Below are 22,272 nucleotides of genomic sequence, written 5' to 3'. Positions count from 1 at the left end.
CTCGCGTACGCGAGGGTTCGTGCGCCAGTACGCGGCGACCAGCGGGACCCGGCCCTGAAGCGGCAGGCTCCAGGACCGGATCCTGCGGACCGGGTCCTGGAGCCCCGCGCCGCAGTGCGGTGACCGACTTGCCGAACCGGCGCGGCCCGGCCCGGTGGACGGAGCATCGGAAGGCTCCGGCGCCGTGATCACACCAGCCACGCCAAGAGCGTCTCACCCGTGATCAACAGGTGCGGGACACCCTTCAGAGCGCGGTGCCGGCCGATTCCTTGTCGTCGAGCCGGAGTTCGGGTGCGGGACGGCGGAATCCCTTGGTGATGACGGCGAGGTAGACGACGCCGATGGCGATCCAGCCGAGTCCCAGCTTGGTCGCGGTGGCGCCGAGCTGGGTGATCAGGTAGATGTCGACGGCGGCGCCGGCCAGGGGCAGGATCACGAAGCCGAGCAGTGAGGGGCGGTTGTCGCAGCGCCCTTGCCTCACGGCGTAGGCGATGACGCAGAGGTTGACCACGGTGAAGCCCAGGAAGGCGCCGAAGTTGATGAACGAGGTGGCGTCGGCCAGGGTCAGGTTTGTCGCCAGGAGCGCAACCGCGGCCACGATGAGTACGTTCGGCACCGGGGTGAGCAGTTTGCTGTGCAGGCGTCCGAAGACAGGACGGGGAAGGACGTTGTCACGGCCCATGACGAACATCAGGCGGCTGGTGCTGGCCTGGATGGCCACGCAGGAGGCGAAACCGCCGAGCACGGTGATGATGTTCGCGACGTCGGCGAAGTCCTTGCCGCCGACGAGCGTGGAGACGGCGTAGCCGGCTGAGGACTCGTCGGCGAAGGAGCTCCCGGGGTGTGCCCACTGCATCACGAAGGAGAGCGCCACGAAGATCACGCCTCCCGCGAGCACGGTGAGGACGATGCCGTGCGGGATGGTGCGCTGCGGGTCCTGGGCTTCTTCGCTGAGGGTGCTGACGGCGTCGAAGCCGAGAAAGGCGTAGGCGGCGATGACGCCGAAGGTCGAGGTGACGACGGCCGGGGCCATGTAGGCGAGGCCGAACAGGACGATGGCCCTCGTCCGGCCTGCCAGGGCATCGAGCTGCCGCATCCGCCTGCTCACGGCTCCCCGGGCACCGCGGATGAACGCGATCGCCGAGCGGTTCGTGCGCACCGTCCGCGCCGGGTGCGCCGGCCGGATGCTCACCGGCGGCGAGTGCCACCTGCGCACGGCCCTCGACCACCATGACCACCATGTCGCTCACTGCGACGGCGGGCGCAGCCATCAAGGCGCCGGACTGAGCCTGCGCGCCCCCGCCGACGACCCGAACGCGATCCCGTTCCCGGCCCGCGCGGGGCGAACCCGCCGGGCACCCGTTCCCGGCGGGCCGATCAACGAGTGCGAAGCCGCAGCGTGAACCACCGGGTGAGACCTGGTGACTGGGTTTCGGAAGCGGTGCAGGCTGGTGGACTTCCGGCGATGCGGGCGCGCATTGACAGGCCGAGTAGACCGGTCGTATAGTCCTGGACATCGGAGCGCGGCACATGCCGGCGCCACCCGCCACTCCCCGAAGGGGCAAGCATCATGGGACGCATCAAGGTTGGTATGGAGAACAGCACCGACATCGAACTGCACTACGAGGACAGGGGGGCGGGCCGGCCGGTCGTGCTGATCCACGGCTATCCGCTGGACGGCAACTCCTGGGAGGGGCAGGTGCCGGCCCTGCTGGCGGCCGGCAACCGGGTCATCACCTACGACCGGCGCGGCTTCGGCAAGTCCAGTCAGCCCGCGGCCGGTTACGACTACGACACCTTCGCCTCCGACCTGAACACCCTCATGGAGGCCCTCGACCTTCGCGACGCGGTCCTGGTCGGGTTCTCCATGGGTACCGGTGAGGTCGCCCGCTACCTGTCCACCTATGGTTCCGCCCGCGTCGCCAAGGCTGTCTTCCTGGCCTCGCTGGAGCCGTTCCTGGCCGTCACCGAGGACAATCCCGACGGTGCCGCGCCGCTCTCCTTCTTCCAGGACGTCTCCGACGCGGTCGGCAAGGACCGTTACGCCTTCTTCGCCGACTTCTACCGCGACTTCTTCAATCTCGACGAGAACCTCGGCACTCGGGTGAGCGAGGAAGCGGTGCGCAACGCCTGGAACGTGGCGGCCGGCGCCGGTGCGATCGCCGCGGCGGCCGCGCCTCTGACCTGGCCCACCGACTTCCGCGCCGACATCCCCCGCATCGACGTCCCGACATTGATCGTGCACGGGACCGCCGACCGCACCCTGCCCGTCGACGCCACCGGACGGCGCTTCGCCAAGGCCCTGCCCACCGCGCGCTACATCGAGATCGACGGCGCCCCCCATGGGCTCCTCACCACCCACACCGCCGAGGTCAACGAGATCCTCCTCGACTTCCTCGACCGCTGACCGTCGCTAGACGACAGGTCTACTCTGTGGTGTGGTAGCACCGTGACAAACACCCGGGGCGACACTCGCCGCTGCATTCTCGACACGGCTCAGCGGATCATGTCCCGCAAGCGGCCGACGAACCACTGGCAGAACCGGCCCGAGACGCAGAGCGTCGACGGCGCCCCCCACACCACGCCCGCCCGGCGTGACGACATGCAGGTGCGACCGGTCCATCGCCTTAGAGACGACCGGTCTACTCAATCGAAGGAGCAGTGATCATGAAGGTTCTCATCGTCCTCACCTCGCACGACAAGCTCGGCGACACCGGCAGGAAGACCGGCTTCTGGCTGGAGGAGCTGGCCGCCCCCTACTACCGCTTCAGGGACGCCGGAATCGACCTCGTGCTCGCCTCTCCCAAGGGCGGCAAGCCGCCGCTGGACCCCAAGAGCAACGAGCCGGCCAACCGAACCGACGAGACTCGCCGCTTCGAAGCCGACCCCGAGGCCATGGACGCTCTCGCCCACACCGTCCGCCTCGACTCCGTCTCCGCCGACGACTTCGACACCGTCTTCTACCCCGGCGGTCACGGCCCCCTGTGGGACCTGGCCGAGGACGCCACCTCCATCCGCCTGATCGAGACCACCCTGCGAGCGGGCAAGCCGCTCGCTCTGGTCTGCCACGCCCCCGGTGTCCTGCGGCACGCGGTGAACGCGGACGGCACTCCGCTGGTGCAGGGCAAGAAGGTGACCGGGTTCACCAACAGCGAGGAAGAGGGAGTCCAGCTCACCGAGGTGGTGCCCTTCCTGGTCGAGGACGAACTCGTCCGGCTCGGCGGCGACTACTCCAAGGGCCAGGACTGGGCGCCGTACGTCCTGCGGGACGGCCTGCTGATCACGGGGCAGAATCCCGCCTCCTCCGGTCCGGCCGCCGACGTACTCATCGACCTCGTCACCAAGGTCGCCGAGACCGACAGGGCCGGCGCGTGAGCGTCCACGTCGTGACGCCGCGCGAGCGGCTCGACGACCCCGCCGGGCTGGAGGCCTGCACGGCCCTGGCCCGGCGGGCCCGCCCGGGCCACCCGGTCACCCCCGTCGTCGGATACGGCGCGGTCCAGACCCTGGAGGGCGAGCCGTTCGACGGCATCCCCACCCACCGGTTCCCCACCGCCAAGGCGGCACGTGCCTGGTACGACAGCCCGGCCTACCAGCAGGCAGCGCCCCACCGGCGAGCAGCCGCCGACCACCGCGTCCTCATCGTCGACGGCCTTCCCGGCACCCCACCTCCGTCGGCCCACCGGACTCCGGAAAGCAAGTGACGACATGAAGACCTTCATCCTGGGAATCGCCGGCGGCGTCGGACACCGCCTGGCGCGGCTGCTGACCGCCGCCGGCGACCCGGTCGACGGGCTCTACCGCCGTCCCGAGCAGGGCGGACGCCTTGCAGCCGACGGCATCCACGCCACCCACGGCGACCTGACCCGCATCGACGCACCCGCACTCGCCGCCCTGCTCCGCGGCACGGACGTCCTGGTCTTCGCCGCCGGGGCCGGCGGCGAAGGCGGCACGAGCGCCATCACGGCCATCGACGGCCGCGGCCTGTCCACCGCCATCGAGGCCGCCCGCCTCGCCGGCGTCCGACGCCTGCTGCTCGTCTCGGTCTTCCCCGAAGCCTGGCGTGGCCGGGACGTGTCCGACACCTTCGAGCACTACATCGAGACCAAGAAGAGGGCCGACGCCGAACTGGCCGCCACCGAACTGGACTGGGTGATCCTGCGCCCGGCCGCCCTGACCGATGAGCCCGGCACCGGCCGGATCAGCCTCGCCCCCGCCCTGGTCCACACCCGGATCACCCGCGACGACGTCGCCGCCACCCTCGCCGAGCTCGTCCACACCCCCCGGCTGCGCCGCGAGATCCTCGAACTCACCGAAGGCCCCACACCGATCACCGACGCCGTCCGGCAGCGGATCGAGGGCTGAGAACCGATGCTCGTTCCCCCCAGCACACGCACCCTCGACGTTTCGTCACGCCCGTCCGCCGTCCCGGCAGCGGGCGGCGGGCCGACGCCGCCGGCCGGAACAGGCAGCGTGAGACGCGTTCCACCGGTGATCGCGCGGTCCGCGTGGGTCCGGCCCGCCGTCGCGGTGTTCGTCGTGGGATGGGGGGCCAACATGTTCGCCTCCCTGCTGCACGCCTACGCCCACCTGAGTGGGCTCCGGGCCGACGGTCTGTTCGGGGCCTACGCAGTCGGGCTCATACCGACCCTGTTGATCGCGGCGCGGATCTCGGACCGTGTCGGCCGGCGCCGGGCGCTTCTCGCCGCGCTGCTGCTCTCCGCGCTCGGCTCGGCGGTGCTGTCGTTCTCGGACGGGGCGTTCGGGACGATCCTGGTCGGGCGGATACTCATCGGGATCAGTGCCGGCGCCGCGTTCGGGCCGGGAACGGCATGGATCAAGGAACTGTCCGACACCGCACAGACGCGGGGCACGGGAGCACGACGTGCGGCAGTCGCACTGACCGCCGGTTTCGCGGCCGGCCCCCTCCTGTCCGGGGCCGTCGTCCAGTGGCTCCCCTTGCCGCAGATCACCTCCTACCTCGTACACGTCGCGCTCGTGGCGTTGGCGCTGCCACTCGTGTTCCGAGCCCCTGAGACGGGCCGACGGCACATCGGAACGGGCACCCGCCGCATGGCGGCGGGCCGCCGGCCGGGGCCGCATCTGACCAACCGGGCGTTCCTGGCTGCCGTACTCCCCACGGCACCGTGGGTTTTCGGGTCCGCAACCGTGTCCTTCCCAGCGCTGCCCGCGCTGGTGCCCCTCGGAAACTTCGGCCCCGTCGGGAGCGGCATCGTCGCCGCGATCACCCTGGGCACCGGCATCGCGGTGCAGCCATGGGCGGGCCGACTCGCACGACGCTCCCCAGCCGCCCCCTTCCGAACGGGCATGGCGGCTGCGATCGCCGGCATGCTTCTCGCGGCGCTCACCGCGGGCACCGGCTCCCCGGTCCTGCTGCTGACCACCGCCGTCGTCCTGGGCTCGGCCTACGGCATCCTCCTGGTGAGCGGATTGCGGCTGGTGGAATCGCTGGCCCCGCCGCAGCACGCCGCCACCGCGATCGCCGTCTTCTACAGCCTCGCCTACACCGGGTTCGCCTTCCCGGTGCTCGTGCAGGCACTGAGCAGCCTGTGGAATCCGGTACCCGTGCTCCTCGCCGGGTCCGGACTCGCCCTGGCCGCCATGGCGACGGCCTCCATCGCCCGGCCCCGAGAAGTCCGTTCACCGCGCAGCGCACCTCCCGACGTCCCGCCGTCTCCGGCACCCGCGGGGCCCCCGCACCCTCAATTCCACATCCGGCCCGAAGCACGGCATTCCCCGCCGAGCTGACCGACATGGCCCACGGGTGAGCGAGCGTGCCGTCACGGACTGCCGGTCGTCCGGCCGGGCCGGTCGTCCGCACCCCGGTCCAGCAGCTCGCCCACCTCTTCGTTCCCACGCGGGGTGTCCGCTCCCGGACGCCAGCGCTGTACCGACTGTCGGGCCCACGCGCGCAGCTTGTCATCCGGATCGTCCAGCAGGGCGACCGCGGCCCGCAGCCCCACGATCCCGCCGCGCGCGTTGAGCAACCGGAACGCGGCGACCCGGACGGACCGGGACCGTTCGGCGCCGAGGCGCGCCATCAGCAGCCCGTCGGGCAGTGTCCCGGCGAACGGGAGCAGCGCGGTGGCCGTCTCCCGCACGACACCGGGCGCCGGGTCGTCGAGCAGCGGCAGCAGCCGCGCCGCGTCGGTCACATCCAGCGTGCGCAGCCCGGCCACCGCTCGTGCCCGCACCGTCGGTGCCGGATGGGCGAGCAGTGGCCACAGCAACTTCGCGTCCCTGCGCTCCCCGCATTCCGCCAGCCCGATCACCGCACCGGGTGGCATTGCCGGGTCGGCCGGGTTCGCGCACCGTTCCCGGTACCAGGGCAACGGGTTCGTTCCGTGTTGCCGTACGACATACCGTGCACAGGCTCGGACCACCGCGGACCGGTCGATGAGGTACTCCATCGCTCGCCCGGGTCGTCCCGCCCGCCGCAGGGCGGTGACCCCGGCCGATCGCGCCCGGGAAGTGCGCGCGCCCAGCAGCGGTGCCAGTACCTCGTCCCAGTCGTCGTCCTCCCCTACGGCGGCCAGGGCGGCATCGGCGCACAGGCCTTGGACGACCGCGTCGTCGTCCAGGGCGGCGCGGCGGGCCAGCTCGCCGGCGGCAAGGAGCCCTTCCTCGACGGCCAGTCGGAGGACGAAGCGACGTACGGTGCGGTCGGTGTGGGTGTGCAGGGCCAGCAACCGCTCGCGCGGTGCCCGGCGGAGCACGCCCTCGAGCAGTTCGAGCCCGAAGGCGCCCCGGTCGCGTCGGCCGACCCGCAGGATCAGCGGCGCGAGGGCAACTGCGGTCCGCGCGTCGAGCCTCTCGCCCAGCAACCGCCGGGCCCGCTCGCGCACGGGCGTGACCCAGTCACCGGCGCGTATGGCCAGCAGCGGCAGCAGCACGGGGTGCTCCGCGGCCTCGTTCAGGGCGGCCTCGCGCACTCGCCCGTCCGGATGACACAGCGCGAGAGCGAGCCGGGCCTGCGCGTCCTGCTCCGCGCTCCCGTCCCGGATCTCGCCCGCCCCGGGCCGGCCGTGCGGAAGACGCCCGAGTACGGCGGCCGCTTTCGAGCCCCCGGCCGGGCGGTGGAGGCGGTTGGTGACCCGGCGGCGGAAGCGGGAAGACCGGCCGGACGCCGGGTGCCGCAGCGGCGTCTCCGTACGCGGCGCGGCGTCATCGACCGTGCCGAAGTGAAGCACTGCGCTCCGGTCTTCGTCCGGCAGCAGCGCATGCCCGTGCCGGAGAATGTGCCGGACGCCCACGTCGAACGCGGTCCAGGCGCGAGGATCGGCGGTGTCCAAAACCTCGGCCAGGGGCGTTCCCCGGATCAGGCGGACCGCCGCCGTCCCACCGCTTCCCACGTCATCGCCCACGCTCGTCCCACCCCTGCCGACCTGCCGTTCCGAGTGATCGTAGAGGCGGGGAGACGGAGCGTCGCGGGAATTGGGGCCCGCCTTCGAAAAACGGCCAGGTCATCGCCCGCTTGCCGGCCTGCGTACGATCTGCGGGCGGCTTCTCGTCCTCGGCCGCGGGATCGATTCCGAGGACCTGCGCATATCCCGCTGTCAACGCCTGGGCGGGGAGACTCCCTTTGAGGGAACTGATCAACTGCCTTGCTGATGATTCACCGTGCCTGCGCCCATGCCGTTCCGGCGCAGGGTCGTTAGAGCTGGTGGACCGGCCGGGGTGGCCGGCAGCAGTCGATGGGGAGGAATGTGATGCAGATGTTCGGTGCCCGGCGTGTCGCGGTGGTGACCTCGGTGGTGGGGATGGTGCTGGCGGCGCCCGTAGGAGTGGCCACGGCGCATGCCGCTGACAGTGACGCGGGGCCGGGGGGTGTGCTGTCCAACCTGTCCGGTAGGAACTCCTCCGGCCACGCCAACCTCTGCGGCACGGGCAAGGTGGCGCTGTTCAAGGACCGCACCTGCGTGGCCGAGGACACCGGTCAGAGCAGTGGCGGTGACCAGGCCGGCCCCAGTGGGGGGATCCTGTCCAACCTGCTGTTCGCCCGCAACGCCTCGGGCCACAGCAACAACTGCGGCAACGAGACGGTCGCGGTGATGAGCCGCACCACGTGCGTCACCGTGGACCGCTCCGGCCGCTGACAAGGCGGTCGGGCGGAGAGAACCACCGGTGGGGCCGGTGAGCCGTGGCGCCGTCCACCGCCATGGTTCACCGGCCCCTTCCCGAAGAGCGACGAGAAGGCAAGCAGTACAGGTGAACGTAACCTCCGCTCGGTTGACAATTGGTGTGGTGGCGCCGTTGACGGGGCGTCTGGCTCCGCTGGGCAAGCCACTGACGTACGTCCTGAAGGCGTTGGCACCGCGGCTGGAACACATCCGGAACGGCAGCCGCCGTTATGGCCTGTCGATCGCCGTTCGCGACAGCTGCTCCGATCCGGCAGCGGCCCGGCAGGCCGTCCACGACCTGGTCACCACCGATCAGGCCCATATCGTCTTGACCATGGCCGGAACCCAGGTGCTGCCCGCTGTCGCGGACGCCTGCGAGGAACTGCGGGTTCCCTGCCTGTCGACCACCTTCCCGTGGCAGGCCTATGTGCACTCCCGCGGCGTCGACCTCCGGCACTGCTTCCGGTGGACCTACCACTTCGCCTGGGGGCTGGACGACATCGCCACCGTCTTCGCCCACATGTGGGAGCAGATCGACGGCCCCCGCACCGTCGGCTGCTTGTGGAACGACGACCTGCAGGGCAGCCTGCTGCGCCACGAGGAGTACGGCTTCGCCCCGGTGACATCCGCGCGCGGACACAACCTGGTCGACCTCGGCCCCTACCGCGAACCCGCGACCGACTTCCAGACACAGATCCGCCGGATGCGGGAACACGGCGCCGGCATCGTGACCAGTGCCGCCACCGCTGCGGACCTGGCCCTCTTCCACCACCAGGCCCGCCAGGCCGGACTACGCCCCCGGCTGATCACCTGCTCGCGGTGGCTGACCTACCCCCACACCCACACCACCACAGTGCCGGGCATCCACGCCGAACTCGCCGACGCCCGCGTCGCCACCCTGGTCTACTGGAGTCCCAACCATCCCTACCGTTCCAGTCTCGACGGCACCACCTGTGCCGATCTCGCCCACGCCTACCGACGCGACACCGGCGAATCCTGGCTGCAGCCACTCGGCCTGGCCCACGCCCTCATGGAAACCGCCCACCACGCCCTCGGCACCGCCGACGACCCCACCGACCACGCCGCCGTCGCCCAGGCTCTCGCCGGCACCGCCCTCCCAACGATCGCGGGCACCCTCGACTGGAAGCGGGGGCCCACTCCCAACATCGCGCTCCTCCGTCTGGCCGGCGGTCAGTGGCATTCCGGTCCGAAAGGCCCCAGTCTCGCCATCGTCACCAACGCAGGCGCCCCCGACATCCCCGTCACCGGCGAGCTCAAGCCGACCTGACAGACCGCCGCGCTCCAGTGCCACAACGGTGTTTGCCGTGATTGCCGGGCAGGTTCACGGCCTGTGTCCGCTTTCCGTGCAGTGGCTGGGGCGGGCTTGGTGTTGACGTCGTCTGCGCCAGCGTGGGCGGTGCAGGATGTGGTCGGCCGGGGCGGGTCCGTTGGCACTGGCGTTTCGCTGTCTGGCCTGGTCAGAGGGACCGTCCGGAGCGTAATGGGCTGGTGGTGCGCCAGGGGCGGTCCTGTTCGGCCGCCCCTCCGTCAAGTGGCGCGACTGCGCAGGGTCCAGGCGGGGCTTCCGCTTCCGTGCGCGGCGGAGGCACTACCGGTTCCGGCAGCCGGCTGTACCCGGATGCCGACACCAGTCAGGACCGGCCGTCCTGCCGTGACTGTGGTCGGGGCAGGGGACCGGCCCGGGTGAATCCCGGTCGGTCCCGCTTCTTCAGGACCGCCCGACCGGCCGGCGCGCCGGAATCCGGCATCACGGATCCCGGCCGTCGGCTCCTCCAGCGCGCGCGGCGGCACACCGCCCTGCCTCGCCCCCTACTTCGCCGCAAAGGCCGGCGGCGAGGGCGGCGCGACGTGAGATGCGGATTCGCATGATGTGTCCTTTCGGTCAACGGAGCAGGGAGAGGTCGGCGAGTCCTGTCAGGGGCCGCCCGACCCGCCTGGTTCGAGCAGGGCTTCGAGGGAGGGAGGGTGGCGCCGGACGGCGCGGCGGCGGCCGGTGGCCGATCGCAACGGCCACTTGAGCCGCGGTCACCGGATGGTGCCGTCCCAGCTCGACAGGCCGGCGCGGGTGCCGGGCGCCAGCATCACGATCGGCACACCCAGAGGGGAGGGAGAACGTTCGGTCTCCTTGGTTGGACGCCCGCTGCACCCCTTGTCAATACCGAACGTTCTACCTCGCGATTGTGTACCCTGGGAGGATGAGTCCGAGCGCAGACACCGTCAGCACCTCCGAAGCGCGAGAGCGGCTGCTGAACACGGCAACCAGGATCTTCTACGCGGAGGGGATCCACTCCGTCGGCATCGACCGGATCACCGCGGAGGCCAAGGTGACCCGGGCGACGCTGTACCGGCACTTCGCGGGCAAGGAAGACCTCGTCCTCGCGTATCTCGACCGGGCCGACCAGGGGATCCGAGGACAGGTCGCCGCCGCCGAGGCGAGCAGCGCGTCACCCGCTGACAAGGTGCGCGCCGTCGCGAGGTCCATCACCGACGGCATCCTGTCATCCGGTTTCCGCGGCTGCGCCTTCCTCAACGCGGTGGCCGAGTACCCCGACCCCGCCCACCCGGTGCACCAGGCCGTCCTGGCCCACCGGGAGTGGTTCCTGAACACGGTCACGGACCTCCTGGCGCAGACCGGCTACGCACCCGCCGACCCGGCCGCCCGGCACTTCGTCATGCTCAGGGACGGCGCCATGGCAGCCGGCTGCCTCTTCGACCCCGAGCTGGTCTGCGAGACGTTTCTGCAAGGGGTCGACGGGATTCTCCAGGCGCGCACCGGCCCGGCGTCCGTGCCGCGCGCAGCGGCCTCCGCGGACAGCGCACTCTGAGCTCGCGCTCCGGCCCGCGTCCCCGGCTGTGAGCCGGGCAAGGCGGTGCTCCACAGCGTCCACGACCGTGCTCCGCCGTCCCCCCCCCCGCCGTGGATCGCACGGTGCCGGAGGCACCGCCTTTCCGGCGGCCGAGGGCCGTCGGCCGTCACGGGTGCACGAGTGCGCGGGTGCGACGGACCTCGCACCCGCGCGTGATGCCGTGACCGTACGGACGGGGGCCGTGCGGAACCTGCGTGCGGCACTCGCCGGATCGGTCCGGTCAGGACGTCCTCGACCAGAGCTGGTCGAGTTTGTCGCCCAGGCTTCCGGCACCGATCGAGATGTGTCCGTGGCCGTCCTCGACGTGTGCGCGTACGGTCGGCAGATGCCCGGCCAGCCATCGTCCGTGCGCGACCGGCACCATCCGGTCGAGGGAGCCGTGCCACAGCTCGACAGGGACGGCGATGCCGCCGGGGTCGAACCCCCACGGTGCCGTCAGCGCGCTCAGGTCCTCGAACCACCCTTCCTCCCCCGCCGCGAGCCCGTGGTTCATCTGCGCGATGTTGTCCGCCCCGTAGGGCCTGTCGTCGAATTCCCGTCGTCCGCCCGGAGGGCGGGCCCCGCGGCGAGAGTGCGCGCTCTCGGCGTGCCGGGCGCGGGCCCTCGTACTGGATGTACTCGGGTCCGCGCCCGGTGCGGCGAGAGCGCGTGCAGGGCGTCGCAGGGCAGGCGGGAGTTCGACGACAGGCCCTGGGCCCCGGTGAGTTCGGTGGCGTCCGCCTCGGGGAGCAGACTCGCCATCCCGGCGGCGAGTTCGGCGGGACCGCTGTCCCGGACGACCGCGGCCATCTGCGCCACGACCGCACGCCGTTCCCCGTCCCCCCGGCCGCGGCCCCGAACAGCACATGGTTCTGCACGCCCATGCCCTTGACGAAATCAAGGCCTTCGGCGTCGTGCGGTGCGAACGAGGCGATCAGCAGCACGCCCGCCACGCGCCTGGGGTCCGCCACAGCGGTGGCCAAGGCGTACGGCCCGCCCGCGGACCACCCCGCCACCAGGTACCGGTCGACCCCCAGACGATCCATCAGGACCCGGCATTCCTCGGCCGTGCCGGCGATTGTGCGCCCGGGCGACGGAGTCGACGCGCCGTAGCCGGCGCGGGAGCACGTGACCACGCGGTACCCCCGCTCCGTGACCGGGGTCAGGAGGGCGTCCACGGGGACCGCCGAACCCGGCATACCGTGGTGGAGGAGCACGACCCGTCCGTCGTCGGGCCCTCGTACGGCGAACTCGAGAACACGTCCGTGCCCCAGATCCAGCGACTGTGTCGCCCGCCCGCGAAGCCGCCGTCTCGGCCGCTCGATTCCATGACTTCACTCCTGTCGATCGCCGGGTTGGTCCTCGGCTCGCATCGCGCAGACCCGTCCGCCCGTTCACGGCCGTGTGCGCCCCGCCCTTGACGTGCCGATGTCTCGTCCCCTCGCGGTCGCGACGGGGTGACATGTGGCGGGGCTCAGCGGCCGTACGCCTCGAGCAGCCGCAGCCACACCTCGCTGACCGTGGGGAACGCCGGAACCGCGTGCCACAGCCGGTCCAGCGGAACCTCTCCGACGATCGCGATCGTCGCGGCGTGCAGGAGTTCCGCGACGTCCGGGCCGACCAGCGTGAAGCCGACGATCACCTTGCGGTCCTCGTCGACGACCATGCGGGCGTGCCCCTGGTATCCGTCGGCGTGGAGGGCCGCTCCCGCGACGGCGCCCAGGTCGTGGTCGACGACGCGGATGCGCAGCCCCGCGGCCTCGGCCGCCGCCGCGGTCAGCCCCACCGACGCGATCTCGGGCTCCGTGAAGACCACCTGGGGCACCGCACGCTCGTCGGCCGTGGCCACATGCCGGCCCCACGGGCCGTCCTCGACCGCCTCGCCCTTGGCGCGTGCCACGATGACATCGCCCACGGCACGGGCCTGGTACTTGCCCTGATGGGTCAGCAGCACACGCCGGTTGACGTCACCGGCGGCGTACAGCCACCCGTCGGCCGTCGGCGCGCCGGCGTCCCCGGCCACCCGCAGCGTGTCGTCCACCGTGAGCCAGGTACCCGGCGTCAGACCGACGGCGCCGAGGCCGATGTCCTGGGTGTTCGGCGTACGGCCGATCGCGACGAGAAGCTCGTCGGCTTCGACGTGCTCGCCGTCGGTGAGCGTGACGTGCACCGTTCCGTCGCTGTCGCGCTCCACGGACCCGGCCTCCGCGCCGAGGCGCACCGAGACACCGGCTTCCCGCAGCGACTTGGTGACCCGTTCACCGGCGAACGGCTCCGCGAGCGGCAGGACACCGTCGCGGGCCAGCATCGTCACCGACGATCCCAGAGCGGCGAACGCCGTCGCCATCTCCGACGCCACCACACCGCCGCCGATGACGGCCAGGCGGCCGGGAACCGCGCCCGCGGCAGCCGCCTCCCGGCTGCTCCACGGCACCGCCTCGGCCAGACCGGGGATGTCCGGCAGCAGCGCGGCGCTCCCCGTCGCGATCACGACCGCGTGGCGCGCGGTCAGCGACGTGGTGGCGCCGTCCTCGCCGGTCACCCCGACGACCCGGTCCGACGTGATCCGGCCCTGGCCCCGGTACAGCGCGATCCCGGCCGAGTCGAGCCAGGACGCCTGCCCGTCGTCCTTCCAGTGCGCGGCGAAGGAGTCACGGCGGCGCAGCACGGCTGCGACGTCCAGGTCGCCGGTGGCCGCCTCACGCGATCCCGGCACCTGCCGGGCCGCCCGGAGCGCGGCCGCGCTCCGCAGCAGTGCCTTGGTCGGCATGCAGGCCCAGTAGGAGCACTCACCGCCGACCAGTTCCCGCTCGACGATCGCGGCGCTCAGCCCGCCCTGTACCACCCGGTCGGCGACGTTCTCCCCGACCGGACCGGCACCGATCACAATGACGTCGTAGGTGTGCGTATCCATGTCAGTTGCCTTTGGCGGAGCGGCCCAGGCGCAGGGCCGAGATGAGGAAGAAGATGCCGCCCGGGACGGCGTAGCCTATGGCGCTCGCCAGCGAGGGGTCGTCCGCGCCGGCCGACGCGATGAACGACACACCCGCCAGGACCGAGATGCCGCCGCTGAGGATCATCGGCCACTGGCCGCCCATCGCGCGGCGGCGGACGGCGACGATCAGCTGGACGAGACCGGCCACGACGGCCCAGGCACCCCACACACGCAGCACGGCCGGGATGCCGGACGAAGCGGCGACGCCGACGGCGACGGCCGCGACAAGGCTGACGGCGACGTTCACGAACAGCAGGGCGGGTGATCCCGTGCTGCGCGACGACCTCGCGTCGACGATGGCCGCGCCCACATCGAACAGCGGGTACAGCACGAGCAACGTGGCGCCGACCGGATTCAGGTCCGAAGCCATCGTCAGCATCACGCCGGCCCAGACGATGGCGAACGCGAACCGGACGAAGTACAGCCGCCGCAGGGCGGACGCGGTCCCGGAGATGCCGGACGAAGCAGCAATGGTGGTGCTCACGATGAGCCTTTCGGAGGAGGGAACGAAGGGGAGGCGGCCCGGTGCGTCCTGAGGTCGGCCTTCTCGGCCAGGTGGGGACCACATCGATCCGACGTACCTGACGCGTGCGGGGCGTTCCCTGGACCAGGTGCCAGGGCGGGATGCCGCGCCGAATGGCCGGATACGACCGGCCGACCGACGTCGACTTTCGCGAGACTGAACGTTCTGTCGCATAAGACAGTGGCAACGATGCCGGGAATTGTCAAGACAGAACGTTCTCCCTCATGAGATGGTGGCGTGGAGCGCAGCGAATCCGAAGGTCGGCCGTCCGAGGCGCGGTCCCGGCTGCTCGACATGGCCGGCCGCGTCAGTGCTCGGCGAGGGCCAGCGCCGCGCCGCCGAGACCGGCGACCACACCGGTGGCGAGGGTCTGCGCGAGCTGCAGCGCCCCGCTCATCTCGCCCTGCCGCTCGGCCGGTGCCTGCTCCAGCGTGTCGGTGGTGGAGGCGTTGAACGCCACCCCCATGCCGATGCCGCCGATGGCCCAGCCCACGACCGCGAGCCACGCCGGGACCGCGTCGGTCAGGACCGACAGGGCGATCACGCCCACGCCCAGCGGAAGGACGACGAAGCCGAGGACCACGCTGCCGGTCCGCCCGCTCTCCGCGGCGTCCCGCTCGGCCTGCCAGGCCGAGCCCACCACCCAGGCGATGGCACCGGCGGCGATCCGCGCCGCCCGCACGGCACCCGTCACCGCACGAGACGAAGTCCCGGCCGCGACCGCGCCGGCCACCACGCACACCCAGGACCATCACGACCAGGACACGGCCGCACCGCACGCCGCCGGCCACCCAGGCCGACACGCCACCCTCACCCCGGCGCAGCAGGCCGCCGCCGTCCACGCCCACCGGCAGGCCGCGATGCCGGAACTGCTGGAGGGCCGCACGACCGATCCGGCGACATGGATGCGTGCCCCGGGGAACCTCGCCCGCCTCACCGCTTCCAAGCGCGAGGCCGATGCCCGCCGACGCGCCGTCGCCGGCCACCGGCAGCCGGAGCAGCCGGCCGAGTCCGTCGGCCCCGCTGACCAGCGGCAGCACCCCACGCCACGGACAGACCCGGGCAGGGGAGCAGGGCGCGACCGCTGAGGGGCCCCAACCGACCAACCCGTGGCCGGTTTCCGCCTTCGCCCTGTCCCGGCCTCGGGACGGACGGAGAATTCGGGCAGATGGGCACTCGGCACGGGAGGACCCGTTGACCGACCTGCACGAACCGCTGGAACCGCTCGACAGCTACCTCGATCAACTGCCCCGCCCCACCGGCGCGGCGACGTGCGGCGGTAGCGTTGTCCGTCCTCGGCGGTCGCAACGCCTCCTCATTCCGCCCCGACTCCCGGTGGGAAGAGCAGTTGCACGCGCTGTCCTCTCGCAGACAGGGTGCGGTGGTGACCGGAACAGAAATCGAACTACCCGTCGTGGACGGGGTCCTGTCCGGAGTGGACTTCGGCGGTCACGGTGAGGGCGTGCTGCTTGTCCACGGCAGCGGACACAACGCTGCGGCCTGGGTGGATGTGGCGTCCCAGATCCGTTCCAGCAGCTCGGGATCCAGCATGCACCGGATCGTAGAAGGCTACCGAACTGCTACGAGCGAGAATCAGCAAGCTGACCATTGAAACGAGAGGCAGCGGTCTTCCATCTGACCAGGATCACGCGTTGCCGCTGAACTCAGAGCACACGCTGGTAGCGAAGCTCAGTAAGCGTGATCTCGTCGTAGGGGTCGTCCTGAGCAGCACCGTCGGCTTGATAGCCAGACCGCTCGTAAAAACGCCGGCCTCGTTGGTTGGCAGAGAGAACCCACAAGGCCGACACTTCGAAGCCCTGACTCTTCATCTGCGCGTGGGCCTCCTTCAGGAGCCTCCGGCCGATGCCCTGGCCGATCAGATCCGGCGAGACGTACAGGGCGTAAATCTCACCGACCCGTCCCGGACCAGGCACTTCACCTCGCCACGGCCCGAAGCAGATCCACCCCACAAGGCCACGGTCACCGAGCGCCACAAGATCTCGTGACTGTCGTCCGGGTTGAGAAACCCACTGCCGCCGTTGACTGGCATCACCCTCCACCGTCATGGCATCCAAATACGTCTGGGGAACGATGCCGGCGTACGCCGCCTGCCATCCCCGGACTCGGATCGTCGAAACGGCCTCGACGTCGGCCGCATCCATCTCCCGCACGTGCACCATCGCGCCACCGTAGTCGCACAGGTGCCTCAGGACGAATTCCTTTACCCCACCGTCGGTGCCTCCCCCGACGAGAGCAACTCCTGACGAACGATCTACTGCGCAGACAGTCGCTCATGAGCTGCGTGAGTCCCCCGAGTACGAGGCACACCAGCCCTTTGAACTGCGACTTCAAGCTGGCGGAGGCTCAATGGTGCGCACCGGATGCAGGACGAGCACCGGATGGGTGCGCACCGACCGCACCCGATGCGTACCCATGGGCAGGCTGTGGGACCGCACGGAAGATTTCAGTGGGGTCCGGCCCGGCCGTTCACCGGGCCGGACCCACGTGCCGCGACGTGTCTTCTCAGGGCCGGCTCAGACCCTTGGCCTCCTTCCGTCTGTCAGCGGCTTCCCGCGCACAGCGCGCATGTCGACCCGAAAGCGTTCCGCTGGAGCGACGAGGACGGCCACCTCCACGTCCCACCGACATCCGCGGGAACCAGCCGCGTGTGCCGTCCCGGTGAGGCGCCCTGCTGCGGCGGAGTCCGACTTCCGAGTCTCCGGCCGCGCTGACGTCGCACGGCACCCGGGTGACGACGTTCGGTGGGGCGACATCCCGTGGGCGTGCGAGGGCAACTCAGCCGTGCTCGTTGTGGCTGGAAGAGGTGTCCTCGGGAGGCGCGGTGCGGCCGCCGTCGTTTCCGCTGATGACCACACCGATCAGGGCAGCGATCACGCCGATGACGGCGAGACGGCCGCTCAGGCGCAGGGCCCAGCCCGTCGGTGAGCCGGTGTGGGCTCGCGGGCCACGCAGTTTCTCCGAGCGCCGGGCGGGCTGCACCAGGCGCAGCAGGAGCAATGCGGCGATGGGGAGTTGGAGCAGCCATATCGCGGTGCGGAACCAGCCGTCGTACCAGACGTTCGTACCGTAGAGGAGGGTGTGCCAGACGCTCAGGACGTACACGGCGATCACGAAGCGGTGCAGGACGCGCCAGGTCCTGGGACCGATGCGGTGCCTGATGTAGAAGAGCAGGCCCAGAGGGATGGCCAAGTAGAGGGCCGCCTGCCCGAGGGGGATGGCGAGCTTGCCGGTGCCCGAGTCGTAGCCGCCGGGGACGAAGGTCTCCACGAAGGCCGTGGTGAGCGCGGAGTGCCAGCGTGCGGTGTCGGAGCGGACCAGTTGGGCGGCGAACAGCAGCGCGTGGGCGGCGATGAGGGCGATGGTGTTGAGGCTGGTGGTTCGGTGCAGGCGTTCCAGGCGCTGGCCGGACAGCGGTGGCCAAGAGGGGCGGGGGCCGGAGAGGAGGAGTCCGAGGACGACGGTGATCCACGCCCACAGCAGGGCGGACCAGCCGAATGCCTGGCTGAGGAAGTACATCCAGAACTCGCCCGTGTCGGCCATGAAGGGCATGACGGACACGGTCGAGGAGGTCTCGGCGCGGATGCGGGCGTACAGGAGAGCGAAGACGGCGCCGGTCACGACCAGCGCGACCAGGCCGTCGGGCAGGGACGCACGCAGATCGGACCGCAGGGTGGGGCGCCGCTGCCGGTCACCGGTGCCGACGACGGGGTCGTCGGCCGGCTCGGAGGCGGGTTGCGCTGGTAATGACGTCATCGTGCGGCCTTTTCAGTCGCTTCGGCTGGTGGGCGGGGGCGTCGGCTTTCCGGGCACGGGCGTGCCCAGTCGCGCTGTTGGATGAGTCGGATGGGGAGAAACGAAAGTTCCCACCATCGCCATGTGGCGTGGATCACACGGAGGGAGCGTCGTCTCTCACCTTCGCGATGGCCGCTGCCGCTCTGCCGAAGACCGCTTGCTGCCGGGCCCCGGGGCGAAGGCCCCGATGCGACGGCGGCGTACCACGGCCTTCAGCAGGAGGGGAAGAAGCAGAGCTTGGAGGCACACGGCGAGCCAGAACCCCCGCGCCGAGCCCATGGCTTCCGCGCCCGCGTACACCTGGCCGCCCACCACCCCGCTGCCGAACGCACCGAGCCCGGCCGCCAACCGCTGCCGGCCGAAGACCACGGCCGGCGCCGCGGACGAACGGGCGAGGGCCTCCAGATCGTTCTTCAGAAAGAGCACGACCTCGCCCACGCACATGAGCGCCGCTCCCGCGCCGATGCCCGCGTACCCGCCGTACGCGATGACGGCCGTCCCCGCAGCCATACTCCCGAAGCCCACCTTCATGGCGTCCCGGTAGGCGAGTTCGGCGATCCACCGGGACAGCAGCGGCTGGGCGACGACCAGGAGACAGGCATAGCCCATCAGCACCGCCCCGTAGTAGCCGGCCGAGGTGCGCGCAACGGCGTAGAGCGCCAAGTAGTGCTGGAAGAACATGAAGATGTACACACTCAGCACGGTCACGGCGAAGGGGGGCAGGTCGTTGTCGTGTTGCCGGGACTGACCGGCGGCGTCGGCCACCGGGCGCGCCGCGGCCGGCGGCAGCAGTGCGTGGCCGATGCCGACGAGCGCGAACAGCGTGGTGACGCAGGAGAAGAGCACGGTGGGCGAGCCCAGGACGAGGGGTGCCGCGGCCGGCGGGCCGAGGGCGATGCCCGCGTTGAAGGCCGACCCGCTCGCCGACAGCAGGCGGGGGCGGTCGGCCTCGTCGGCTCCCGCCACCAAGTACGCCTTGTTCGCCGGGAGGTACAGAGCAGCCCCGCAGGAGACCAGGAACAGGGCGCCGACCGCGAGCACGGGGCTGGTCATCCCCGGCACGAACGCCGCGAACCCGGCCGTCCGCACGGCCAGGGCCGTCAGCATGGTGGCCCGCAGGCCGACGCGGGCGGCCAGCGCGCCGGCGGCCACGCCGCCGGAGAACTGCACCAGCGAGGCGACGGCCAGCACGATGCCGACCGTGCCGAGCCCCAGCCCGAGCCGCTGGTGCAGCAGCACCGACATGTACGGCAGGACGGCGAAGCTGCCCAGGGTGATCAGGAACGAGGCGGTCAACAGGAACGCCTGCGGGCCCGTGAACCGCCGGCCGCCGAGGCGGGGCTTACGGACCACTAGACGGCGACGACGGGGCGCACGCGGGTGGCAGCGCTCCATGCCCGGTGCTGTGCCAGCTCCGCTGTGGGCGCCTCGGCCAGCACGATTCCGGTGCAACCACGCTGGTCCCCCACCTGCGGCATTGCGTCGCCCGGCGCTCTGGTCGGGTACCAGCGCACGTCTCCGGGAAAGGCCGCCAGCTCGTCGAGTCCGTGCCAGCCCTTGAGGACACCTGGACGGTCCGCGTAGATGAGGACGAAAGCGTGCGCGGGGCCGCTGTGGTCGAGCGGGGCGTCCATGAGGCGCGGTCTGTGGCCCAGTGCCTCCTCCATCATGGCGGTGTACACGTTGGTGCCGAGCGAGCGGCACATGACCTCTCCCACCAGGGCCCCGCCGATCCTGCGGTTGATCTCGACGAGTTCCGGTCCCTCGGTGGTGAGGACGAACTCCACGTGGGCGAAGCCGCTGTGATGCCCCGCCGCGTGCAGGACGTCCGCGACCCACTGCTCGATGCCGCTGAACTCGGCCTGCGGCAGCGCGACGGGGAAGGCCGCGGCCTCCTCCCGTACCGCGGGCTGCCGGGATGTCTGCCGGCTCAGGACGCCGAGCAGCCGTGTGGCGCCGTCCCAGCTGAGCGTTTCGGCGCTGTAGAGCGGCCCGGCCAGGAACGCCTCCGCGAACAACTTCCCCATGAGCTGCTGCCGGGCGGCTTCGTCGAGAGCGCGGCGCAGTGCTTCCTCGTCGTGGGCGATCCAGACATTGCGTGAGGAGGTGCCCGAGGAGTCCTTGAGGACCGCAGGCAGGCCGACCGCACGACGCACCTCTTGAGCGCTGTCCGGACCAGGGGTGACGCGCACGGCGCCGCTCCGGCTCAGCCCCCGGCGGTGCAGGAGCTCGCGCACCCGGTATTTGTCGCGGAGCAGCCGCACTGCGGCCGGGTCCGGGCCGGGGAGCCCGAATTCGGCCGCGAGGTCGGCGGCCGGCACGCTCCAGGTGTCGGTGGTGTTGAGCAGGCCGGCCAGGCCGGGCAGGGCGGCCAGGACGTCACGGGTCGCGGACGTGTCGAAGGTGTCGACGTCGACGACGGTGAGCGCACCGTCGGGCAGGGTGTCGAGTTCGTGCCGGTAGACGGACCGGTCCGCGGTGAGCAGGCACAGCTCGTGTCCGGTTTCCGCGGCCGCGGCGGCCATGTGGCCCAGGCCGAAGGACAGGGATTCGAGTGCCGCGATGGTCACGGCGTCACCTCCACGGGCAAGACGGGGCCGGCACTGCCGGTGCCGCGGTGCCGGCCGGGCCGGGGGCTCGCCGGATCGGGACGCCGGGCCCACTCCATCACCGACCAGGGCGGACGCAGCTCGTCGAGGGTATGGATGGGCCGGGGCCGGAGGGTTCGCATGTCCTGTGCCTCGGTGTGCCTTGCGAAGACCCGTTCGGCGTAGCGGTGGCCGGTGTCCGCGCCCAGGACGAGGTGGAGGCGCTCGGGATCGCGCTCCGCCTCCCAGGAGGAGACCAGGTGGGCGGCTCCGGTGGACAGCCCCGCGAAGGCCGCGTGTTTCCGCAGCAGGCCGATCGCGCCGGCCATGGCGTGCCGGAAGTCCAGCCAGTGGATGGTGTCGTACAGCTCGTGCCGGACGTTCTCGAAGGGGATGGAGCTCCCGATGCCCGCGATGATCGCCTCGGGATCGCTGAAGCGCTCACTGCCGAAGGTGACGCTGCCGAACGGCTGGATCCCCACCAGGCGCACCGTCCGCCCCGTCTCCCGCAGCGCCTGCACCAGCCCACCGGTGGACGCCCCCGTACCGACCGCGCCGACGACGGTCAGGGGCGCGTCGGGCAGTGCCCCGGTGACGAGGTCGGCGAACTCCCGGTATCCGGCGTAGTGGACGCAGTCGTGGTACTGCCGCATCCAGTGGAAGTCGGGGCGGTCGGCCAGCAGCTCGCGGACACGGCGTACGCGACGTTCCTGGTCGAGCCTGAGGTTCTGGGACGGAGGCATCTGGTCGACCGTCGCGCCCAGGACCTCCAACTGCGCGCGCATGACCGAGTCGACGGTCGTGGACGCCACGATGTGGCACCGCAAGCCGTAGCGGTGGCAGGCCATGGCGAGTGCCAGGGCGTAGATGCCGCTGGAACTGTCGACGAGGGTCTGTCCCGGGACGATGCGCCCGCGGTGCAGCAGCGTGCGGACGGCGCCCAGGGCCGCGTAGACCTTCATCGTCTCGAAGCGGGCGAGCACGACGTTGCTGCCGAGCCGGATCAGGTCCGGCGTCTTCAACGCGTCGGTGATGTGCTCATGGACGGGTGCGGCGGAGGCGATGGGCGGGGGTAAAGCGGCGGATTGCGTCCGCGTTCCCCCTGGCACGGCCCGCGGGGCGCGTTCCGGCGGGCGGGCCGCTGCCGCGACACCGAGCGTGGGATCGTGGTTCTCGTGGTGCGGTGACATGGTGTACCGGTCCTCCAGGGCTGCGGGCGCCGGGCGGTTGGCCACGAGCGGGCGGCAGGGCAGGCGTGCGCGCAGGGCTGCCGTCCTCGCCGGGGCGGGGGCGGGCCGCGCGCGGCGGCACCCGGGCGGGGAGCGAGGCGTGCGGACTTGACGGT

The 22,272-nt window shown here is 71.4% G+C and carries 21 protein-coding genes and 3 pseudogenes; 11 read left to right on the top strand and 13 right to left on the bottom strand.

Going from position 1 to position 22,272, the window contains the following annotated elements; translation table 11 throughout:
* Positions 1 to 201: pseudogene (locus AB0L29_RS25830) on the bottom strand (IS5/IS1182 family transposase); the annotation flags it as partial.
* Positions 202 to 244: 43 nt separating this feature from the next.
* A complete protein-coding gene (locus AB0L29_RS25825) occupies positions 245 to 1,108 on the bottom strand; it encodes an APC family permease (protein ID WP_365830129.1) in 864 nt (287 codons plus the stop codon).
* A 19-nt stretch (positions 1,109 to 1,127) separates the two neighbouring features.
* On the opposite strand from AB0L29_RS25825, the gene AB0L29_RS25820 reads away from it, so the two are divergent.
* The 6 genes from AB0L29_RS25820 (at position 1,128) to AB0L29_RS25795 (ending at position 5,769) form a co-directional block, all read left to right on the top strand.
* Positions 1,128 to 1,403 (top strand): hypothetical protein, encoded by a 276-nt coding sequence (locus AB0L29_RS25820; RefSeq protein ID WP_365830128.1) that lies wholly within the window; start codon positions 1,128 to 1,130, stop codon positions 1,401 to 1,403.
* Positions 1,404 to 1,570: 167 nt separating this feature from the next.
* Positions 1,571 to 2,407, top strand: a complete 837-nt coding sequence (locus AB0L29_RS25815) for an alpha/beta hydrolase (RefSeq protein ID WP_365830127.1) — start codon at positions 1,571 to 1,573, stop codon at positions 2,405 to 2,407.
* A gap of 260 nt (positions 2,408 to 2,667) precedes the next feature.
* Positions 2,668 to 3,375 carry a type 1 glutamine amidotransferase domain-containing protein gene (locus tag AB0L29_RS25810; protein WP_365830126.1) on the top strand — a complete coding sequence of 236 codons (708 nt, stop codon included), beginning with the start codon at positions 2,668 to 2,670 and terminating at the stop codon, positions 3,373 to 3,375.
* Positions 3,372 to 3,704, top strand: coding sequence for a DUF1330 domain-containing protein (locus tag AB0L29_RS25805; protein ID WP_365830125.1), 333 nt, complete (start codon positions 3,372 to 3,374; stop codon positions 3,702 to 3,704). The genes AB0L29_RS25810 and AB0L29_RS25805 overlap by 4 nt, the downstream gene beginning before the upstream one ends.
* 4 nt (positions 3,705 to 3,708) lie before the next feature.
* Entirely contained in the window at positions 3,709 to 4,365 is a 657-nt protein-coding gene (locus tag AB0L29_RS25800; protein ID WP_365830124.1) for an NAD(P)-binding oxidoreductase, read from the top strand.
* A 108-nt stretch (positions 4,366 to 4,473) separates the two neighbouring features.
* Positions 4,474 to 5,769, top strand: coding sequence for an MFS transporter (locus tag AB0L29_RS25795; protein ID WP_365830123.1), 1,296 nt, complete (start codon positions 4,474 to 4,476; stop codon positions 5,767 to 5,769).
* A gap of 32 nt (positions 5,770 to 5,801) precedes the next feature.
* Here AB0L29_RS25795 and AB0L29_RS25790 read toward each other — a convergent pair whose 3' ends face one another.
* Positions 5,802 to 7,025, bottom strand: coding sequence for a hypothetical protein (locus AB0L29_RS25790; protein ID WP_365830144.1), 1,224 nt, complete (start codon positions 7,023 to 7,025; stop codon positions 5,802 to 5,804).
* Positions 7,026 to 7,730: 705 nt separating this feature from the next.
* Between AB0L29_RS25790 and AB0L29_RS25785 the strand changes: the two genes are divergently transcribed.
* The 3 genes from AB0L29_RS25785 (at position 7,731) to AB0L29_RS25775 (ending at position 10,987) form a co-directional block, all read left to right on the top strand.
* A complete protein-coding gene (locus tag AB0L29_RS25785; protein WP_365830122.1) occupies positions 7,731 to 8,117 on the top strand; it encodes a hypothetical protein in 387 nt (128 codons plus the stop codon).
* A gap of 112 nt (positions 8,118 to 8,229) precedes the next feature.
* Entirely contained in the window at positions 8,230 to 9,429 is a 1,200-nt protein-coding gene (locus AB0L29_RS25780; protein ID WP_365830121.1) for an ABC transporter substrate-binding protein, read from the top strand.
* Positions 9,430 to 10,357: 928 nt separating this feature from the next.
* Complete coding sequence (locus tag AB0L29_RS25775) at positions 10,358 to 10,987, top strand: TetR family transcriptional regulator (RefSeq protein WP_365830120.1); 630 nt, start codon at positions 10,358 to 10,360, stop codon at positions 10,985 to 10,987.
* A gap of 262 nt (positions 10,988 to 11,249) precedes the next feature.
* On the opposite strand, the gene AB0L29_RS25770 is transcribed toward AB0L29_RS25775, so the two are convergent.
* From AB0L29_RS25770 to AB0L29_RS25750, 5 genes and pseudogenes are all read right to left on the bottom strand, one after another.
* Positions 11,250 to 11,522: a hypothetical protein gene (locus AB0L29_RS25770; RefSeq protein ID WP_365830119.1), complete on the bottom strand. Its 273-nt coding sequence runs from the start codon at positions 11,520 to 11,522 to the stop codon at positions 11,250 to 11,252.
* Positions 11,523 to 11,937: 415 nt separating this feature from the next.
* Positions 11,938 to 12,207: pseudogene (locus AB0L29_RS25765) on the bottom strand (alpha/beta hydrolase); the annotation flags it as partial.
* 275 nt (positions 12,208 to 12,482) lie between these two features.
* The gene (locus AB0L29_RS25760) at positions 12,483 to 13,922 is read right to left on the bottom strand and encodes an NAD(P)/FAD-dependent oxidoreductase (protein ID WP_365830118.1); all 1,440 of its coding nucleotides are present in this window, start codon (positions 13,920 to 13,922) and stop codon (positions 12,483 to 12,485) included.
* A gap of 1 nt (position 13,923) precedes the next feature.
* Positions 13,924 to 14,487 (bottom strand): hypothetical protein, encoded by a 564-nt coding sequence (locus tag AB0L29_RS25755; protein WP_365830117.1) that lies wholly within the window; start codon positions 14,485 to 14,487, stop codon positions 13,924 to 13,926.
* A gap of 346 nt (positions 14,488 to 14,833) precedes the next feature.
* Positions 14,834 to 15,169 carry a hypothetical protein gene (locus tag AB0L29_RS25750; RefSeq protein ID WP_365830116.1) on the bottom strand — a complete coding sequence of 112 codons (336 nt, stop codon included), beginning with the start codon at positions 15,167 to 15,169 and terminating at the stop codon, positions 14,834 to 14,836.
* A gap of 7 nt (positions 15,170 to 15,176) precedes the next feature.
* On the opposite strand from AB0L29_RS25750, the gene AB0L29_RS25745 reads away from it, so the two are divergent.
* Both AB0L29_RS25745 and AB0L29_RS25740 read left to right on the top strand, forming a co-directional pair.
* The gene (locus AB0L29_RS25745) at positions 15,177 to 15,614 is read left to right on the top strand and encodes a hypothetical protein (RefSeq protein ID WP_365830115.1); all 438 of its coding nucleotides are present in this window, start codon (positions 15,177 to 15,179) and stop codon (positions 15,612 to 15,614) included.
* A gap of 296 nt (positions 15,615 to 15,910) precedes the next feature.
* Positions 15,911 to 16,051 (top strand): annotated as a pseudogene (locus tag AB0L29_RS25740) (alpha/beta hydrolase); the annotation flags it as partial.
* A 139-nt stretch (positions 16,052 to 16,190) separates the two neighbouring features.
* Here AB0L29_RS25740 and AB0L29_RS25735 read toward each other — a convergent pair.
* The 5 genes from AB0L29_RS25735 to AB0L29_RS25715 all read right to left on the bottom strand — a co-directional run bounded on the left by AB0L29_RS25735 (position 16,191) and on the right by AB0L29_RS25715 (position 21,991).
* On the bottom strand, positions 16,191 to 16,706 hold the full coding sequence (locus tag AB0L29_RS25735; RefSeq protein ID WP_365830114.1) for a GNAT family N-acetyltransferase: 516 nt from the start codon (positions 16,704 to 16,706) through the stop codon (positions 16,191 to 16,193).
* 616 nt (positions 16,707 to 17,322) lie between these two features.
* Positions 17,323 to 18,300 carry a ferric reductase-like transmembrane domain-containing protein gene (locus AB0L29_RS25730; protein WP_365830113.1) on the bottom strand — a complete coding sequence of 326 codons (978 nt, stop codon included), beginning with the start codon at positions 18,298 to 18,300 and terminating at the stop codon, positions 17,323 to 17,325.
* A 156-nt stretch (positions 18,301 to 18,456) separates the two neighbouring features.
* A complete protein-coding gene (locus AB0L29_RS25725) occupies positions 18,457 to 19,692 on the bottom strand; it encodes an MFS transporter (RefSeq protein ID WP_365830112.1) in 1,236 nt (411 codons plus the stop codon).
* Positions 19,692 to 20,909 (bottom strand): ATP-grasp domain-containing protein, encoded by a 1,218-nt coding sequence (locus AB0L29_RS25720; protein WP_365830111.1) that lies wholly within the window; start codon positions 20,907 to 20,909, stop codon positions 19,692 to 19,694. The genes AB0L29_RS25725 and AB0L29_RS25720 overlap by 1 nt, the downstream gene beginning before the upstream one ends.
* Positions 20,906 to 21,991 (bottom strand): pyridoxal-phosphate dependent enzyme, encoded by a 1,086-nt coding sequence (locus AB0L29_RS25715; protein WP_365830143.1) that lies wholly within the window; start codon positions 21,989 to 21,991, stop codon positions 20,906 to 20,908. Before AB0L29_RS25715 ends, AB0L29_RS25720 begins: the two co-directional genes overlap by 4 nt.
* Between the last annotated feature and the right edge of the window lie 281 nt (positions 21,992 to 22,272).

Origin of the sequence: Streptomyces sp. NPDC052701 (genome assembly GCF_040678355.1) — a bacterium.
Classification (GTDB): Bacteria; Actinomycetota; Actinomycetes; order Streptomycetales; family Streptomycetaceae; genus Streptomyces.
This window is presented reverse-complemented; position numbering and strand designations above follow the sequence as displayed.

What these genes read in the sequence shown, in the direction of transcription:
- AB0L29_RS25785 (WP_365830122.1), top strand. Translation starts at nt 7,731, where the DNA reads ATGCAGATGTTCGGTGCCCGGCGTGTCGCGGTGGTGACCTCGGTGGTG.
- AB0L29_RS25800 (WP_365830124.1), top strand. Translation starts at nt 3,709, where the DNA reads ATGAAGACCTTCATCCTGGGAATCGCCGGCGGCGTCGGACACCGCCTG.
- AB0L29_RS25760 (WP_365830118.1), bottom strand. Translation starts at nt 13,922, where the DNA reads ATGGATACGCACACCTACGACGTCATTGTGATCGGTGCCGGTCCGGTC.
- AB0L29_RS25775 (WP_365830120.1), top strand. Translation starts at nt 10,358, where the DNA reads ATGAGTCCGAGCGCAGACACCGTCAGCACCTCCGAAGCGCGAGAGCGG.
- AB0L29_RS25810 (WP_365830126.1), top strand. Translation starts at nt 2,668, where the DNA reads ATGAAGGTTCTCATCGTCCTCACCTCGCACGACAAGCTCGGCGACACC.
- AB0L29_RS25820 (WP_365830128.1), top strand. Translation starts at nt 1,128, where the DNA reads ATGAACGCGATCGCCGAGCGGTTCGTGCGCACCGTCCGCGCCGGGTGC.
- AB0L29_RS25745 (WP_365830115.1), top strand. Translation starts at nt 15,177, where the DNA reads ATGGCACCGGCGGCGATCCGCGCCGCCCGCACGGCACCCGTCACCGCA.
- AB0L29_RS25730 (WP_365830113.1), bottom strand. Translation starts at nt 18,300, where the DNA reads ATGACGTCATTACCAGCGCAACCCGCCTCCGAGCCGGCCGACGACCCC.
- AB0L29_RS25815 (WP_365830127.1), top strand. Translation starts at nt 1,571, where the DNA reads ATGGGACGCATCAAGGTTGGTATGGAGAACAGCACCGACATCGAACTG.
- AB0L29_RS25770 (WP_365830119.1), bottom strand. Translation starts at nt 11,522, where the DNA reads ATGAACCACGGGCTCGCGGCGGGGGAGGAAGGGTGGTTCGAGGACCTG.
- AB0L29_RS25735 (WP_365830114.1), bottom strand. Translation starts at nt 16,706, where the DNA reads ATGGTGCACGTGCGGGAGATGGATGCGGCCGACGTCGAGGCCGTTTCG.